Consider the following 16,146-nt stretch of genomic DNA (forward strand, 5'->3'; position numbering starts at 1 on the left):
CGTTAAATTGACACCAATGGCCGCAACATCTCCCCAACCGTAAAGGAAAAATTGGGAAACTGCAAAGGAGAAATACTCGCATCATCCCCGAGAATCACCCGACTTTGATAACCATCCTGACTCGGTTCTCGAAAAACGTTGAGTTGCCGATTATTAACATCCAAAACCCAATAATCAGCAATTCCAGACTCAGCATAAATAGTCGCTTTAATCCCCAAATCTGTTCTCAGCGTAGTATCGGCTACTTCAATAATCAGATAAACTTCAGAAGGAGTTGGATGATGGTCTTCATAGTAAAGTGGATCGGGTACAACCACAGCAATATCAGGTTCAGGTTCCGAGTAATCATTTAACCGAACTGGATCTTGCAGTCGCACCAAAACTCGATTTTCCAAACGATTTTCCAGTAACTTCTCTGTGCGTTTCACCGCTGCACCATGTGCTGTTCCTTTTGCTGCCATCTTTACTATTTGTCCTGCCAATAATTCTACTCGTTCGTCTTCCTCAAAAATACCAATTTCTGCCATGCGGTGATACTCTTGAACCGTCAACAAACGAAGGTCTAATAAAGTCATAGCAATTTTCTCCTATCTAAGAATCATCTCTGTTTACCCTCTTCCTCTGCGCCCTCTGCGACCTCTGCGGCTCATTAATCTTATTCTTAAAATTTTCGTTAAATCCTCTTACTCTTATTGTACAATAACTTTTAAACAAATTTATCTGAGGCTCAAAATTGTGACCAAATATGTGATGTGGGGAAGTTACTGCGAAGATGTAATCGAAAAACGCGCTCCGTTTCGAGAGGCTCATTTAGCCGGATTGGCTAAGCAGAAGGAATCGGGTGTGTTAAGTACGATCGGGCCAACGAAAGATTTAACAAAAGTTTTTGCAATTTACGAAGCAGAAGATGAGGCGGCCGTGCGACAATTGGTTGAAACCGATCCTTATTGGGTAAATGGGGTTTGGACTGATTACGACGTTAAAGAGTGGATTCAAGCTTTTTGAAGGGGTTAACAGGGTGAACAGCTTAACATTGGGTGACAGCGATTTAGTTCCAGTGGACTATGGCGATTTGCTGGACAAGATTTTAGAAGTTTTGCAGGGAAACAATCCGTTTAATATATCAGATGACCGCCGCCGTCTGATCGTCGATATTGATGCGATCGCTGCTGATGTTGCAAAAATGCAAGTGCGGACACCCTTGGGTTCCTATGAACGTCAAGCAGATGCTGCTACGGTTAATTTTCCGCCAGAAGTTGAAGAGCGTTTTGGCGATCGAGTCAGGCAGATTAAAGAGTGTTTGCGGCAACACTTAGAATCTAAGTTGCCCCAAAATGATTCTATAGAAAAGTTTGTCGCTAGCTTAATCACTCCTTTGAATTCACCTTCTTTCCGGGGAAGCGGTCAAGAGTTAGGTTTTAAATACGATTTTGGCAAACGCCACACTTCTTTAGAAAAAGAAAAGCTAACTTTGCAACGCCTGGATTCTGGCAGCCACGCGACTTTAAAACTGCATAAGTTGACGATTGCTGTGCGAAACACCGATATTTTTGAACAAGAGCTAAAGGAGGGTTTGGAAAACTACATTAATGAAAAAGCCGAGAATAGCGACGACAGGCAAGAACTTAGCCATTTTCTTGATGAGATGGTTAAAAATCCAGACTCAGATTTTCACAAATTGATCCGACTGGTAGACAAAGAAACCCTCGGAAAACTTAATAAAGAAGCAAAAATTACTTATTTGGAGTATCTGTTAGAACACATCCGCGCTAGCAGCACAGATACTATAGGCATCATCTATTTAGAAGACTTGATTCGCCGCCTCAGATTGCTAGAAAAATATATCAACGATAGCAGTAAAGCCGATGGCGAATACGAAGTAAATTATGCAGGATTTCGATTTAATTACAGAGAAATTTTTGCCAGAGCGGAAGTTTTAGATGCACTGCCAATTATCCCAATTGTAGCAGGTTACTTGGGAGAAAGCACCGACACTCCTCAAAGCGAACGTAAATTTATCTTTGGTCTCAAAATCAAATTTAACAACCCAGTTCAAGCGCGCGGTGGAAAAGAAGCATTTGAATATCATCTGAATCGACTAAATCCAGATAGTGAAGAACACCAAGCAGCAATTGGGGAAGATTCCATAGATTCAATTACCGAAACCTTCGCCCGCAAGGTGTTAAGAATAGCCTTGCTGTACTATTTTGTTTTTGCTTCTCGCCACGATCCGCTAGCGCAAAATTACGACGCTGAAGCTGAACTAAATCATCACCCGATCGCAATTTTTGAACAAAGAGTATTACCAATCCTACAAGGTTCTGACGATGAAGCAAAAAGAGAGCTATTTCGTAACTTCATCGAAGGGTTTAAGAAGTTTAATATTAGACACAAAATCAGCCATCTCAAAAAAATGCTGAAAGGCTTTCTGGAACGGCAGACAATTTTACCCAGTCGAACAGAAACGCGACACGTAACCCTCAAAATGGGTCTGTTAGAAAACATTGACAATATGACGAATGGTAAATTTTTCAATGATATTATGGAGCGAAACTATAAGCAGACACTCCATTATGTTGCCGTCGAACAGCCGACTGTCAGCGCCACAGCAATCTGTCAGCTACCAGTAAATATTACCATAGAAGATGTCCGGTATTTCCCTACTGATGAACGCCAAACTTTCAGCATGGAATACAACATCGAAGGTGTCGATGTTTTACCTGTACTTTCTGCACCTAAAGCCCAGCGTTCTAGAGACATCTACAAAGACCATTTTAATACCAAATTAGTCTTGTTTCCCTATGACGACAAACGACTAGAGAGTGGCGATAAAGGGTTACAATCTGCGGCGGCTTTTGTCTATAAGTTTACCATGTTGTTGCTGTCTTATATCTGTATGAGAATACTACTAGAAAATAAGGCAGAAAACTTATTTATTCCGATGGCGAGGCTCCACGAAGGCGACCCTAAACACCCTTCGCCATCTGAAGAATTTATGGCTAAAGTTTCCAAAACATTATCTCACATTTTGAGTGAAAAACACCGCTCAACTTCTCAAGGATTTCGGATTAGAGAAAGAGTAGATAGTTTCCGTGTCGGTAACGGTTTGAGTTCCATGTATTCCATCCTTCCTAAAAAGTTTCGCTTCGACAATGTGCAGCTATCTCCAGAGTTGGATAAGTTAGCAATTATTGTCGTCTCCAGTCGGGATAGCGATGCAAGAAGAGGTAATCAAAACCGCTTCCAAAGACAAGCCAGCTTAATTGGAGAAGTTGTCGGAATTAATCAGCTAGACGATACCACAATTCAAGTCGAAATGCTGAAAACTTTTTCCGAGAATTACAGTGTCAGCCGCCTTTATACTGAACCTGTAATTCTTGAAGATGTAATGAGTCAGCTTTATCAGCAAGGATATCGGAATTTTGCATATATTTCCCAAGCACCTTACATGAGTACGCTGCACATTACCAAGACTGAGGAAGATGAAGAAATGTCTTTCATGTCAAAAAAATTACTCCGAACTTTGAAGGGAGAGCGGCGAGATATCAAAATTTATCCGATGTTTTTTGATAAATACTTTGTCCGCAGTTTCCTAGGTGATAAAGGAAAATCTTTTTACATTCAAGATACAATGGAACTGGAAAGCTTGTCTGCAAAAGGCAATCAGCAAGCTGTGATGTTTTTTAACTTGTTTAACGGGATTAAAGTCAAGCAGCCGGGAGAAAAAAACTTTTACAACGGCGTGATTTCCTACTCGACACTGTTGCATATATACGACGGCATTCTGGATGACCAAGACCTTCACCAAGGTTTGATATATGATGGTGAAATTAAAGATACTTTGCTGCATTATCTAACAATTTTTCACTTTTCTAGGTATGAAGCTCGCCACAATATTAGTTTAAAACTTGACCCCTACGAGCGGATTATCGGAGATGATTCGGTTGGTGCTTTATCTATTTTTCCTCATGCGCGCGGGAGTGCAGATTTTAACTCGCTGGCTTTTTTGAATAAGGTAAGAGAAGTATTGAGCGTAACAAAGGGAGGTACAAAATAATGATAAGTGAAGATTTTGGACGGCTGTTTGAAGTAGGATTCAATATCGGGATTCTGGCATATATTCAGCGGGAAAATTTAAGTCACAATTTTGGTGATTCCTACCGTCTAGATTTGCAGAGGCTCAAATTGCCAAAGATGACGGCGGAAATCGTTAGGGAAGCCAATCTGCTGGCTAGTTTAGATGCTGAAATAGTTGAGAAATGGAGTTTGTTCTTTGTCCAAAAAGGCTTTTTGGGTGGGTTAAATTTTTTCCGGGAGTACGTCAAATCTACTGGCTGGAATTTGCAGCGCTTAAAAATTTTGTACTGTCAGTGCAGTTTTAGTGATGCTAACAGTATCAGAACCTATAACAAGGGTGAGAAAGAAGCGTTTAAAGAGCTATTGTCTCAGTTAAAAACTGCCAAACCTAGTTTATCAGATGATGAGATTAACTCCTACATCCGCCGTTACAAGAGCAAAGGCGAGTTTTTGCAAGCAGATACGCTGATGCTGCTACAGCAGGGGAATGATTTTAGAATTCTTTGCGTTGATTTATCTGTGTTTTCTCCGGGGTTAGAGCCAAAAGCGATCGATATCAATGAAATAGAGGTGATTCGGAAATATTTGCTCAGGGAAATTAGCTATTTGCGATCGAAAAGCGTGTTTTCTAATCTGCGGATGGATACCAGCACTTTAGGTGTGGATTTCTCGGAGGATTTAAAACGCTATTTTACAGCTTTTAAGTATAACGATAAGGAAAGCGCTAAGTTAATTCAGGCTAGTAGCTATGCTCACAGTTTCTATGGATTTCTGCAAGCAACTGGTATAATTTCAAGTGATGCTGAGGTTTTGTTTAATGTGGTTGGTTATGGCGATCGCAATATTAGTGCTATTTCCCTACGGAAGGACAAAATTGAGTTATTAGCAACTTGTGCCCAGATTTACCAGAATGAACCGAAAGGTAAAGAGATTAACGATGCTCGCCGCGAAGTTTTAGATGTTATTCAACTCAACGCGGCTCGCAGTTTTAAAGAAGGCAGAAAGTTTGTTGATTCTTTGTTAGGAATTGGAAAAAATGTCACTGAACCTGTATGTCATACTGAACGGATAGACAATTTTGTTAATTCCATTGATATTATATCAGATAAACTCGCAGATGAATTGCAAATCGATCGTGGTTTGCATTTGAGAAATGCTCACGCCCAATTGATTGTGAAAGCGCTTCAATCTGATGAAACTTATATCTTTTTGACGGGGAATCCGGGAATCGGGAAAACAACTGCGATCGCCAATTTCCTCAAAACCCATATCGACGACGGTTTCTTATTCCTGTACGTCAGTCCCCGCAAACAAGTAAACTTAGATATTATCGAAAAATTCAAAGATAAAAATACTGGTTTGCTGTGCAACGATCGATTATTCTGTATTAACACAAACTCCGATATTATCGCCAGCTATTCGGGAAAGCGTACAGTCAAGTATAGCTCGAATAGTCACAATGAAAACTTTTCACAAAAAACGGTTACTTTTGTCAAAGACAATCCCGAAAATCAGGTAAAAGAATACCACCAGCGACAAATTGCCAGAAAAAATGAAACCGTAATTGAACCAGCTAGCCTCAAAACTATGGGAGTGCTAAATAGCATTTGCAATGGAATTTATAGCCTGATCAACTGTCAAACTTCTAATAATATTGTAGCTACGGTTTCCATCCAATCTTTGAGAATGAAAGAAAATCGACAAAGTACCCTAGATTATTTAGAACAGATATTTCAAGATACTTATAACAAACGGGATAACCGAGTCATCTCCGCTAAGATGCAAGAAATATCCAGTCGCATCAAACACATCTTCATTATGATAGATGAAATTACAGGAGATGACGGTGGCGTTGAGTTTTTAGCGGGAATTGCTAAGATGGTTAAAAATCATGAATTGCACAAGCCACAACACGGTTTTAATACTAAAATTATTGTAGCTGATGCTTCGATTGTTGACCCTGATGTGATCGAACAACACCTTGAAAATACGTCACCAGAACCAGATAAAATCTATTTCAAAAAATTAGCTAAAAATTCTGATGTCATTGAACCTTTACAAGTTACTTCTTTTGAATTTAAACGGCTACCTGCAACGGTAATTAATGCTAATTCCTACCCCGCCCGCAGTTTAGAGATAACTTATAAGGTATTTGTAGAAACTGTTAAATACAATGAAGATGCGTCTTTAAAGGAGGATAATGATTTAGTAAAACGGGTACAGTCTGAAATAATTCAGGATATCAATCAGCGATTGGCCAAAGCTGGTGTCGAACAAATTATAGTCTATATTCAAAATAAGCGAAGATTGGCAGAATTGATTGAGAAAATTCAAAAAGAACGAGATTTTAATCAATTTAAAGATTATCTAGAAATTCATGCGAATATCTCGGAAGAGGAGAAACAAAAAATACAGGAGTGCAAAGATACAGCTAAAGTAATATTTATGACTGCATCGGGAAGTCGCGGACTTTCTTTCCCGAAAACTAAGCATATTTTAGTTGATATTGCTCACTTCCAGATTGAGAAAAATCTGATGGAAATCATACAGGTGATTTATCGGGGGCGCGGCGAAGATAAACACGGTAAAACCCTTGATGGTGAAGATAAAGAATTGGTTTTTTACCTATCTGATACAGCAGTTTATTACGCTGATGATGCGGAACTTTCCTTACCAAAAAGTAAGTTGAGTTTGTTGAATTTACTGCTAATTCTGAAGACTGCGGTAATGACGCGAATTTTGGGATACGGTTATTTAGGTAGGGAAAAGTTTTTGATGATTCCCATCGGCGGGAAGTCGGTTTCAGCAGTGGGGGATACGTTTAGTAACAAGATGGCTTCTCTGATTAAAACGCTAAAGAGCGAAAGCATCCGAGGAAATAGGTTGCTAAAGGAGGTTTATACGAGTCTAGAAGAGCTTTTGGGTCGTGGGGAGTTTGTTTTAACAAATTCTGATAACTCTCGTCACAAGGGCGATTCCTATCTGGAAATGCGGGATGATTTTAACAAGAAGTTTTTGGAAAAGTGTAATCCGCTGGATGGTTTGCTGAGTTATGATAATCTAGAGATTGGTCATATTTGTGGTAGTTTGTTGGTAGTGCCTCTAGCTAATAAAAATTTGCTGGAAAAATACCAGATGCGACTACGCGAACAAATTCAGAAGTGTGTAGATAATCAGTTGCTGCAAAAAATGTATCGAATCAGGGATAGCGAGTCGTACCCGGAGAATGTACGATCGGCAATTAGAGGAGGTGCGATCGAGTTATTGCAATTTCTCAACAGCGATGTGGAGAAAACTCAGTATTTTGAAGAGCAGAGTCAGCAGTTCGATCGCTATTATGCCATACCGCTGTTTGCTTTTGTCAGCGCTGAGGAAATGCAGGAGTATTTTGCTGACAGCCAACTGGAAGAACCGGAAGATAGGCGGTTTCGGGATATTTTGTCGGCTTACGTGCGATCGATCTACCCTGTAGATAGTGTAATGCCGATCGGGCACAAGTATCAAGACTTTCCATTTATCGTGTTTAGAAGCTACAGTTTAGAACAAAGCCGAGAAAAGATTTTTACAGATAAATATCTTTTAAGTTCCAACGAATTGAACGTGCTCAATTTAATTTTGTCGAAGCAGGTAAACTAGACCTCTTGCATTGCCAAGCTTTCAATTCCTTCAATAATCTGCGTTTATCTGTGTTTATCTGCCTTGCATCTGCGGTTTCTGTATCAATCAAAGACTTATGTAATGCAAGCCTACTGAAACTTGTAGGCTGCGTCAGCTAGCTGTCACCCCGCAGAGAAAATAAAACTCTTCCGGGGCACCCTACTTGCTACTTGCTAACTTCAAACGGCGTGTATTTCCCCCCCAAAGCTTCGACGATGGCGCGAGTATTAGCCGACATCATTTTCACATAAGAATCGCCCTCGCTTCCTGCCGCCCCTATCGAATCAGAATAAAGTTGCTGCGCCGCCAATTTCACCCCCGCTTCTTCCGCCACTGTTCTAATCAGTTGCGGGTTAATTGTAGTCTCGGCAAAAATAGCAGGAACTCCGGCAGCTTTCACCGATTCTACTAACTTTTGCACCGTTTGAGCGCTCGGCTGTTCCTCCGTACTAATCCCGATCAAACTGCCAGCACTTCCCAATCCGTAGGCGCGGCTGTAATATTGAAAAGCATCGTGAGTTGTTACTAATTCGCGCTTATTTTCGGGAATAGTTTTAATCTCTTGTTCGATCCAACTATCCAAACGTTTTAACTCTTCAGTAAGTTTCACAGCATTCTGCGTAAACTTCTCCCGATCTTCCGGCGACAGTTCGATTAGCGCATCCCGAATTGCTTCCACCATTTGAACTACATTTTCCACATTTCCCCAAACGTGCGGATCTGGTACGGTATTTCCTTCTTTATTCAGTAGCAAAGGCTTGACAACTTCCCCCACTGCTAATTTCCGCGCCTTAATTCCGGCGGCATTCATCATCCTAATTAATCCCGGTTCCAAATTGTAACCGTTATACAAAATTAAGTTAGCTTGTTCTAAGGCTTGAGAATCTTTTGGCACGGGTTCGTAAACGTGAGGATCGGTTCCCGGCTGCAAAATTCCTGTTAGCTGAACTTCGCCACCCGCTACTCGATCGGTCAAATCCTCAATAATTGTGCTGGTAGCAACTACCTTGGGTTTAGCATCTGCCTCTGGAGAGAGGCGATCGCCCTGGGTTTGAGCGCAACTAAATAAACCCACAGTCAAAATGCTGCAGGCAATAGTTCTAATCCAAAATACCTTGGACTTGTCCAATCCAGAACCGGCGGTTTCAATCCCCGACTCACGGCTAAACTCTCCTTTATAAAGTTGCTTCACAATTGCCGTCGGTTTGAACTCACATCTTGCAGCATTCTCAACAACCATTCTCTGGGCGGGCAGGATGCCCACCCCACAAGAAAACTCACTCTTCGCTTCACAGGCATCTTGCCTGTTATTGAAAATGGTGGATATCAGTTTTAACCTACTTGAGATTTTCGCCGCCAAACCTATGGTTTGAGGGGTTTCGAGCTTGCACTGCCGCATTATCTACCTCTCCTGCGTTCCAGATTATTCCTATTTACCGATGATTTCATATTCTTTTCATTTTTACAGTAAACTTAATAAAAAGGAGATAGACTCACCGCCATGAATACCGCCGCCTTCCCCAACGAGACTCCTTGGTCTCAAATGGTTTGCCACCTCAAAGACAGCGCTACCGACACTGAAATTATCACTGTTAAACACTTAGCAGTAAACTACCGCACGGTAGAAGCACTCAGAGATATCAATCTTTCTGTCAAACCGAGAAGGCTGACGGGTATTATTGGCCCCAACGGTGCCGGCAAAAGCACGCTGATCAAAGCAATGTTGGGCTTAATTCCCGCAGTTCGCGGCACTGTTACCTGGGGCGAAGAAGCGATCGCCGATCGACTCGAAACAGTAGCCTACGTCCCCCAGCGATCGCAAATTGACTGGAACTATCCCGCCACCGTTTGGGATGTCGTGATGATGGGAAGAGTCAGAAAAGCCGGATGGTTTCGCCGCTTCTCGGCAGCTAGCCGCCGAGAAGCGGCCGATGCCTTAGAAAGAGTAGGCATGAGTGCTTACAAAGACAGACCGATCGGACAACTTTCCGGCGGACAGCAACAGCGAGTATTTCTAGCTAGAGCATTAGCCCAAGAAGCCGCTATTTTCTGCTTTGACGAGCCGTTTGTCGGCGTTGACCAAAAAACTCAAAATATCATTTTTGAGATATTCCACCAGCTAGCAAATGCCGGGAAAATTGTCTTAGTAGTCAACCACGACTTAGGCGAATCAATCACCAATTTTGACGATTTAATTTTGCTAAATACAGAACTGATTGCCGCTGGTTCCCGCCAAGAAGTGCTAACCCAAGACAACCTTTACCGCGCCTACGGCGGACAAGTAATGTTCTTTGCCGGACAAGCAGCTTGATTAGCCAGCAGTCAATCGATTTTAGATTTTAGATTTTAGATTTTAGATTGACCCTACGGATAAATGCGGGGGCTTGAGGATTTTCGATTTTCGATTTTCGATTGATTCCACTGATAAATCACGTGGCGGGTACCATCAAGAAATTCTTGGTCATTAATCTAGGAGTTACACTCTTGAACCCTGTTTTTTTGATAATCTTGAATTGGGCAACGATAAATCTCGGCTCAAACTCACATCTTGCACCATTCTCAAGAACAGGCAAGATGCCTGTTCCACAAAAAAATTCACTCTTTGTGGAACAGGCATCTTGCCTGTTCATAAAAAGCTTATTGAGCATGGTGCAATATCTCGGATCAAACCGGGTTGCTTTGGTTGTTAGTCATTAGTTAACTGTGATTTGATAATTTTATGATACAAACCTTAATTGAGCCGTTGCAGTATGGATTCATGCAGCGATCGCTAGTAATTGCCATTCTCGTCGGCATCGTCTGCGCGATCGTCGGCAGCTACCTAATGGTACAGCGGCTGGCATTGCTCGGAGACGCCATCAGCCACTCGGTTTTGCCCGGATTGGCGATCGCATTTATCCTCGGAGCAAATATCTTTATCGGCGCCTTCATTGCGGGAGTTTTGAGTACAGTAATCATAGCTTGGATCAAAACTCGATCGACAATCAAAGAAGACGCGGCAATGGGCATCGTATTTTCCGCATTCTTCGCCCTCGGCATCACCCTAATTACGATCGTCCAAAAAGACAACAAAATCGACCTCAACCACTTTCTTTTCGGCAACATCCTGGGAGTTACTGCCGAAGATGCGATCGACACAGCCGTCATTGTCGCCGTAGTCTTATTAGTTGTAGTATTGTTTTACAAAGAATTGCTATTTTACACATTCGATCCATTAGGAGCGCAAGCCACAGGTTTGCCAGTAAACCTGCTCAACTTCGGACTGATGGTACTCATCGCCCTCACAATAGTTGCCAGCCTCAAAGCTGTTGGGGTAGTGCTAGTTTTGTCCCTATTAATTACACCCGCAAGTACCGCATATCTCCTAGTCACTCGCCTGCACCAAGTAATGATTTTAGGCGCAATAATCGGAGTTATTTCCAGCATTAGCGGAATGTATCTCAGCTACTTCTATAACTTACCATCCGGGCCAGCAATAGTTTTAGTTGCATCGGGATTATTTGTGCTATCATTGCTGTTCAGTCCCACTCAAGGAATCCTCACCCAGCCACGCACACACTCTGGGCAAATTCCTCCAATATGGCGGGAATTAAAAAATTTAACCAAAGGCCGATAGCAAGTAAGTTTGTAGTAACGCTTCAGCGCCGCCCCTCCCATTGTTAATAAGAATCTTCGTTAATCCCCGTGGATGTGCGGTTCAAAAAAGCCTCTCGAATTAATCCGCGTAACTGCGAATCGGCGATAGCATCCCGATTTTGTTAAAAGGGTTTTTGTTAGGAGTGCGAGAAAGCAAAAATGGGATGCTGTCGAATTGCCCGATCGCAACTGCGAACTATTGCTCAAAAAAACTGTACAATAACAAAAGTTAAATTTTCACGCAAACCGATCTACTAAGTTAAAAAAACATGACCGTCAAAATAGGAGACACCGCCCCCGATTTTACCTTACCATCTCAAACTGGCACATCAGTCAGCCTCAAAGATTTTAAAGGTAAAAAAAACGTCATAGTCTACTTTTACCCTAAAGACAACTCACCCGGATGCACAACCCAAGCTTGCGCTTTTCGAGATAGTTACGAAGTCTTCAAAGACGCAGGTGCAGAAGTAATAGGAATTAGCGAAGATTCGCCACAATCGCACCAGGAATTTGCCACAAAAAATCAGCTACCATTTACACTGCTGAGCGATACTGGCAACAAAGTGCGGCAATTGTACGGAGTTCCAGCTACACTGTGGATTATGCCGGGTAGAGTAACTTATGTCATTGACCAAGAAGGCGTTGTCAAGCATATTTTTGACTCGATGTTAGACTTTAAAGCACACGTTGCAGAAGCACTCAAAACTTTAGAAACCATCAAAAGTTAGATGGATTTGCTTAAATATATTGTTTGTAGTGAGGACGAAAGTCCTCATTGTCTAAACAACCAAGAAAAAACTAAATTCGTGACTGCGAAGTAACGGTTTGTAGTGAAAACGGGAGTTCTGAGACTATAGATTTTCCCCTACCCAATTTTTAAAAGCTTGAATAGCGCGGGTTCTGCCAGAAACTTGACCGAAAGCATCCAGGATACAACCCCCCGGATTCATCCGTGGAGAAATAAAAAACGTGTATCTTATAAACAAGCCCCCGAATTTATCCGTGGGGTCAATGCTTCAATCTAAAATCTAAAATCTAAAATTTAAAATCGATTGACTCTGCTGAGTGTACAGATTCACCAGTTCGACAATCGGGATATTGGGGAAAGTGGGACTCACATCAGACTCAATATATTGTTCGGCTTGCAAGACGTTGATTTGTAGCCCTCGCCGTGCGTATCGCCAAAGTTCCGGCACTCCTAGAATTTGATAATTATCCAACTGCGTGCGAGAGGTGAGATCGATTTCTATAGCTAAATCTGGAGGCGGATCGATACTCATATCGAGGCGATTTTTACCGATAACCGCTGCTTGATTTTGAATGTAAAAACAGGTATCCGGTTCGACAGCCTGACTCATGCGTTCATTTTTCAGCGTTGTCGAACCTAACGACTCAAATGCTATTTGTCGTGTTTCCAACAAAATTTTTACCATGTCGCCAATAATTTCCTTGGCTTTTTCATGTTCGGGCAGAGGAACCATAATTTCTAACCGTCCGTTACTATAGGAAAGTCGGGAAGCACGACGTTCTCCTAATTCCGCCAAAATACTTTCAAATTGTTGCCAGTTCACATCCTCAACCAGTAATTGCTGACCCGGTTGAATCTTCAATTGTCTTAACTCCAATAGCATCATTGTTCATCCATTTTCTCTAGGAAACATCAGCAACGTCCTTACTACGAACCATTATCTAAAAAAACTAATAAAGGACTAAAGTCCTTACTACGAACCAGGAGTTTGTAGTGAGGACTTTAGTCCTTTTTTGCTAATGACTTGCAGCCATTAACTATTAGCACTCAGCAATTATCTAGCTTTTCGCAACACTCGATTTTTCAGATGTAGCGCTTTCGGCAGTTTTGCCATTTTTGCTATTACCGTTACCGTTGCTGTGGCGGGGTTGGATAACTCCATAGCCACCGTGACTCTTTCGTTCGTAGAGCACGTTAATTTCGCCTGTTTCCGCATTGCGGAACATATAGAAATCGTGATCGATAATCTGCAATTGTTCCAAAGCTTCTTGCACAGTCATTGGAGGCATGGCAAAATACTTAGTCCGCACCACCTCAGCAGGAAGTTCGGGAGTTCGATCGCCAATCAGATCCGCTACTACAGGATGTTCATCAACTACCGTAACCGTTTTGGGACTACTCTGGGTCTTATTGTCGTGGCGTTTTTCCTTAAATTTCCGCAGTTGACGAGCTATCTTGTCGGCAACCAAATCGATGCTGGCATACAGGCTTTCCGTGCTTTCCTCAGCCCGAATCACGCTGCCGTTAGCATAAATAGTTACCTCAGCAGTCTGCTTAGGATTGATCCTGGGGTTACGAGCCACCGATAGATGTATGTCCACTTCAGTAGTCAAAGTTTGAAAATGGCTAACTGCCTTTTCAACCTTTTGATTGACGTACTCGCGAATCGCATCGGTGATTTCTATATTCTTACCCTGGATAACAAGCTTCATAGAGCTCCCTCCCTTCTGTAACGTGGGTATATTTTATACAGTAGCACTATGTATTCTAGAAAACACTTATCTTCCAAATCTTTTATTATATGTTGACAATTCTTGATTTAAACTGCGCCAATATTCCGTCAAAACACTATTGATTTTTTGCATGATTTCCCCTCTCACCCCTCAACAGCTAAATGCACAACCCTGCTTGCTCCTCGATTGGGGACTTGTTCCCTACTCCCAAGCTTGGGAAATCCAGCAAAAACTCGTGCAAGAACGCCGCGACAAACCAGATTTGCCAGATGTCCTGATTTTGCTGGAACATCCGCCGGTTTACACTTTGGGACTGGGAGCCAAGCTGGAATTTCTGAAATTTGACCCAAGTCAAACAGGGCCGGAACTGCACCGAGTTGAGCGGGGCGGCGAGGTGACTTACCACTGTCCGGGCCAATTGGTGGGGTATCCGATTTTAAATTTGCGCCGTCACCAACAAGATTTGCACTGGTATTTGCGGCAGTTGGAGGAAGTGCTGCTGAGGGTGCTGGAAGTTTGCGGGTTGAAGGGTTCGCGGGTTCCCGGTATGACAGGAGTTTGGGTGGATGGGTGCAAGGTAGGCGCGATCGGCATTAAAGTCAGCCGCTGGATTACGATGCACGGTTTTGCTTTAAATGTTTGTCCGGATCTCGCTGGTTTTGGGCAAATTGTACCTTGCGGGATTCCCGATCGACCTGTTGGGAGTTTAGAGCAGTTTATCCCCGGAATTGAGGTCGATCGAGTTAGGGCGATCGTGGCGGCTGAATTTGCAGAAGTTTTTGGAGTGGAAATAGTGCGATCGAATGTGTAGGGTGCGTCCCCGATCGCAGGTGAAGTAATGCGGATTTTAACCCGTTACTGGAAATAATAATTTTTTAGGGCGATCGCCCTTTCTTGAGTGAAATGCGATCGCTCTTAAATTATCAAAAACATCAGGCTTAATTCTCCACCCAATCACTTAAAAACTCCCGACTAAGGATGCTAAATATCGAATCGAATTAACGCGGCGGTGTTTGCGAGACTTGGGGGCATTATAGAGATAATTTTAACGGTCTGTACTTACTGACTCAAGAATTGAGAGAATTGGTGGTATAATTCGCGGTTGCGGGCTTCTCTAACCTTAGAGAGAAGCAAGACCGATGCAGAAATACGCCCTAAGAGTTTTGCGATCGCCCCTAGCGTCAGGTATGATTCTTGTTGATTATTGCGCTCCGCTCAAGAGAAAAAATTTATGTCAGATATGTCCGGTCAAGACCCCTCGGAAATTAAAATGGCGACGGTTGATGAAGAAGAAAAAGGCGCAACGTTTAGCGGTACGGTCATCCTTGCTATCGATGTCGAGGGTGCTGGGGAAGTCCTTTTCTTCAGAGACTTTTTGATTGAAGATTATAAAGGCGAACTTACCGCTTATCTGGCAACAGATGGCAATATAACGAAAAGCATTGATTTAGGCGAACTTAAGCATAAGAGCAGCAGCTTTAAGCTGCCAATTCCGCTGGGGACGGATACATCACCCTACAATACAGTCGTGCTGCGCGACGAAAAAAGCAAGAAAAAAGTTGTGACGATCGAGCTGTAAAATTTGCAATTTAGCTCGTAGTTCAGCCAAATTCGTTAGCGCAGCCCTCGAAGAGGATCGCCCTTTTTTTCCTGAAGTGCGATCGCTCTTAAATTAAGGTGCGTCACTTTCGATCGAACAGTCGAGTTGTAAAGTGATGCACCTTAATTTTTAAAATGGAATCGGATCGTAATCGGGATTGTCAGCTTCGTTAGACGAACCCGACTGGCGATCGGACTCAGAATTTGAAGGCTGATGCGAGTTCCAATCCGAACTAGACGTGCGGTTAGCGCCACCTGGAGCGCTGTTAGGACTGCGGCCTCGCGAACTCATAGGAACTACGTTGCTCGGCACATTAGCAGGCGCGCTGTCGCGAATTTGAGCCGCTTCCGGGACGGTTCTAGTTGGGGGAGCAGCAGTCATTGCATCGGCGCCGACACTGTAAATCCTTTGAGCTGTCAGTTCAGCGCGCTTTTCTTTAATACCGTCTCTTTCGATCGTATTCATGCTCAGCCGCCCCTCAATAATCACGCGATCGCCCTCGTGATATTTCTCGTGAATTTCTTGAGCAAAATTTCCCCATCCTATCACTTTCAAATGTTCGGGCGGATCTTCCGGTTTTGGACCGGGAAACTGCACCAGCATCTCAGCGATTTGAAGTTGATTGTCAGGAGTATAACGAAGTTGCGGTTGTTGAATTATTTCCGCCATCAAAATGCAGCTATTCATCTGTTATC

13 protein-coding genes are annotated in these 16,146 nt (G+C 42.7%); 8 read left to right on the forward strand and 5 right to left on the reverse strand.

Annotated elements, in window-relative coordinates:
* Positions 1-2: 2 nt before the first annotated feature.
* Entirely contained in the window at positions 3-575 is a 573-nt protein-coding gene (locus QUA20_RS14060; protein WP_333189428.1) for a Uma2 family endonuclease, read from the reverse strand.
* 160 nt (positions 576-735) lie between these two features.
* Here QUA20_RS14060 and QUA20_RS14065 point away from each other — a divergent pair, with 160 nt between their 5' ends.
* Genes QUA20_RS14065 through QUA20_RS14075 form a run of 3 tightly spaced genes read left to right on the forward strand, consistent with a single transcriptional unit; the run spans position 736 to position 7,713 of the window.
* Complete coding sequence (locus tag QUA20_RS14065; protein ID WP_333189429.1) at positions 736-1,005, forward strand: YciI family protein; 270 nt, start codon at positions 736-738, stop codon at positions 1,003-1,005.
* Positions 1,006-1,018: 13 nt separating this feature from the next.
* On the forward strand, positions 1,019-4,057 hold the full coding sequence (locus tag QUA20_RS14070; protein ID WP_333189430.1) for a hypothetical protein: 3,039 nt from the start codon (positions 1,019-1,021) through the stop codon (positions 4,055-4,057).
* Positions 4,057-7,713 (forward strand): helicase-related protein, encoded by a 3,657-nt coding sequence (locus QUA20_RS14075; protein ID WP_333189431.1) that lies wholly within the window; start codon positions 4,057-4,059, stop codon positions 7,711-7,713. The genes QUA20_RS14070 and QUA20_RS14075 overlap by 1 nt, the downstream gene beginning before the upstream one ends.
* Positions 7,714-7,900: 187 nt before the next feature.
* Here the strand turns inward: QUA20_RS14075 and QUA20_RS14080 are convergent, their stop codons facing one another.
* The gene (locus QUA20_RS14080; protein ID WP_445304676.1) at positions 7,901-9,133 is read right to left on the reverse strand and encodes a metal ABC transporter substrate-binding protein; all 1,233 of its coding nucleotides are present in this window, start codon (positions 9,131-9,133) and stop codon (positions 7,901-7,903) included.
* Between the two features lie 102 nt (positions 9,134-9,235).
* Between QUA20_RS14080 and QUA20_RS14085 the strand changes: the two genes are divergently transcribed.
* The 3 genes from QUA20_RS14085 to QUA20_RS14095 all read left to right on the forward strand — a co-directional run bounded on the left by QUA20_RS14085 (position 9,236) and on the right by QUA20_RS14095 (position 12,098).
* Positions 9,236-10,045: a metal ABC transporter ATP-binding protein gene (locus QUA20_RS14085; protein WP_333189432.1), complete on the forward strand. Its 810-nt coding sequence runs from the start codon at positions 9,236-9,238 to the stop codon at positions 10,043-10,045.
* Between the two features lie 408 nt (positions 10,046-10,453).
* A complete protein-coding gene (locus QUA20_RS14090; protein WP_333189433.1) occupies positions 10,454-11,350 on the forward strand; it encodes a metal ABC transporter permease in 897 nt (298 codons plus the stop codon).
* A gap of 289 nt (positions 11,351-11,639) precedes the next feature.
* Positions 11,640-12,098, forward strand: coding sequence for a peroxiredoxin (locus QUA20_RS14095; RefSeq protein WP_333189434.1), 459 nt, complete (start codon positions 11,640-11,642; stop codon positions 12,096-12,098).
* Between the two features lie 300 nt (positions 12,099-12,398).
* On the opposite strand, the gene QUA20_RS14100 is transcribed toward QUA20_RS14095, so the two are convergent.
* Positions 12,399-12,980, reverse strand: a complete 582-nt coding sequence (locus QUA20_RS14100; protein ID WP_333189435.1) for a Uma2 family endonuclease — start codon at positions 12,978-12,980, stop codon at positions 12,399-12,401.
* A 196-nt stretch (positions 12,981-13,176) separates the two neighbouring features.
* Positions 13,177-13,830, reverse strand: coding sequence for a ribosome hibernation-promoting factor, HPF/YfiA family (gene hpf / locus QUA20_RS14105; protein ID WP_172187095.1), 654 nt, complete (start codon positions 13,828-13,830; stop codon positions 13,177-13,179).
* A 151-nt stretch (positions 13,831-13,981) separates the two neighbouring features.
* On the opposite strand from hpf, the gene lipB reads away from it, so the two are divergent.
* Entirely contained in the window at positions 13,982-14,662 is a 681-nt protein-coding gene (gene lipB, locus QUA20_RS14110) for a lipoyl(octanoyl) transferase LipB (protein WP_333189436.1), read from the forward strand.
* Between the two features lie 420 nt (positions 14,663-15,082).
* Entirely contained in the window at positions 15,083-15,430 is a 348-nt protein-coding gene (locus QUA20_RS14115; protein ID WP_333189437.1) for a hypothetical protein, read from the forward strand.
* 150 nt (positions 15,431-15,580) lie between these two features.
* On the opposite strand, the gene QUA20_RS14120 is transcribed toward QUA20_RS14115, so the two are convergent.
* On the reverse strand, positions 15,581-16,138 hold the full coding sequence (locus QUA20_RS14120) for a single-stranded DNA-binding protein (RefSeq protein ID WP_333189438.1): 558 nt from the start codon (positions 16,136-16,138) through the stop codon (positions 15,581-15,583).
* Positions 16,139-16,146: the final 8 nt, after the last annotated feature.

This window comes from Microcoleus sp. Pol7_A1 (assembly GCF_036701085.1).
GTDB classification, from domain to species: domain Bacteria; phylum Cyanobacteriota; class Cyanobacteriia; order Cyanobacteriales; family Microcoleaceae; genus Microcoleus; species Microcoleus asticus.

Excerpts from the sequence above, each read along its gene's own strand:
- QUA20_RS14120 (WP_333189438.1), bottom strand. The coding sequence starts at position 16,138 with ATGAATAGCTGCATTTTGATGGCGGAAATAATTCAACAACCGCAACTT.
- QUA20_RS14095 (WP_333189434.1), top strand. The coding sequence starts at position 11,640 with ATGACCGTCAAAATAGGAGACACCGCCCCCGATTTTACCTTACCATCT.
- QUA20_RS14090 (WP_333189433.1), top strand. The coding sequence starts at position 10,454 with ATGATACAAACCTTAATTGAGCCGTTGCAGTATGGATTCATGCAGCGA.
- hpf (WP_172187095.1), bottom strand. The coding sequence starts at position 13,830 with ATGAAGCTTGTTATCCAGGGTAAGAATATAGAAATCACCGATGCGATT.
- QUA20_RS14060 (WP_333189428.1), bottom strand. The coding sequence starts at position 575 with ATGACTTTATTAGACCTTCGTTTGTTGACGGTTCAAGAGTATCACCGC.
- QUA20_RS14080 (WP_445304676.1), bottom strand. The coding sequence starts at position 9,133 with ATGCGGCAGTGCAAGCTCGAAACCCCTCAAACCATAGGTTTGGCGGCG.
- QUA20_RS14085 (WP_333189432.1), top strand. The coding sequence starts at position 9,236 with ATGAATACCGCCGCCTTCCCCAACGAGACTCCTTGGTCTCAAATGGTT.
- QUA20_RS14115 (WP_333189437.1), top strand. The coding sequence starts at position 15,083 with ATGTCAGATATGTCCGGTCAAGACCCCTCGGAAATTAAAATGGCGACG.
- QUA20_RS14075 (WP_333189431.1), top strand. The coding sequence starts at position 4,057 with ATGATAAGTGAAGATTTTGGACGGCTGTTTGAAGTAGGATTCAATATC.
- lipB (WP_333189436.1), top strand. The coding sequence starts at position 13,982 with ATGATTTCCCCTCTCACCCCTCAACAGCTAAATGCACAACCCTGCTTG.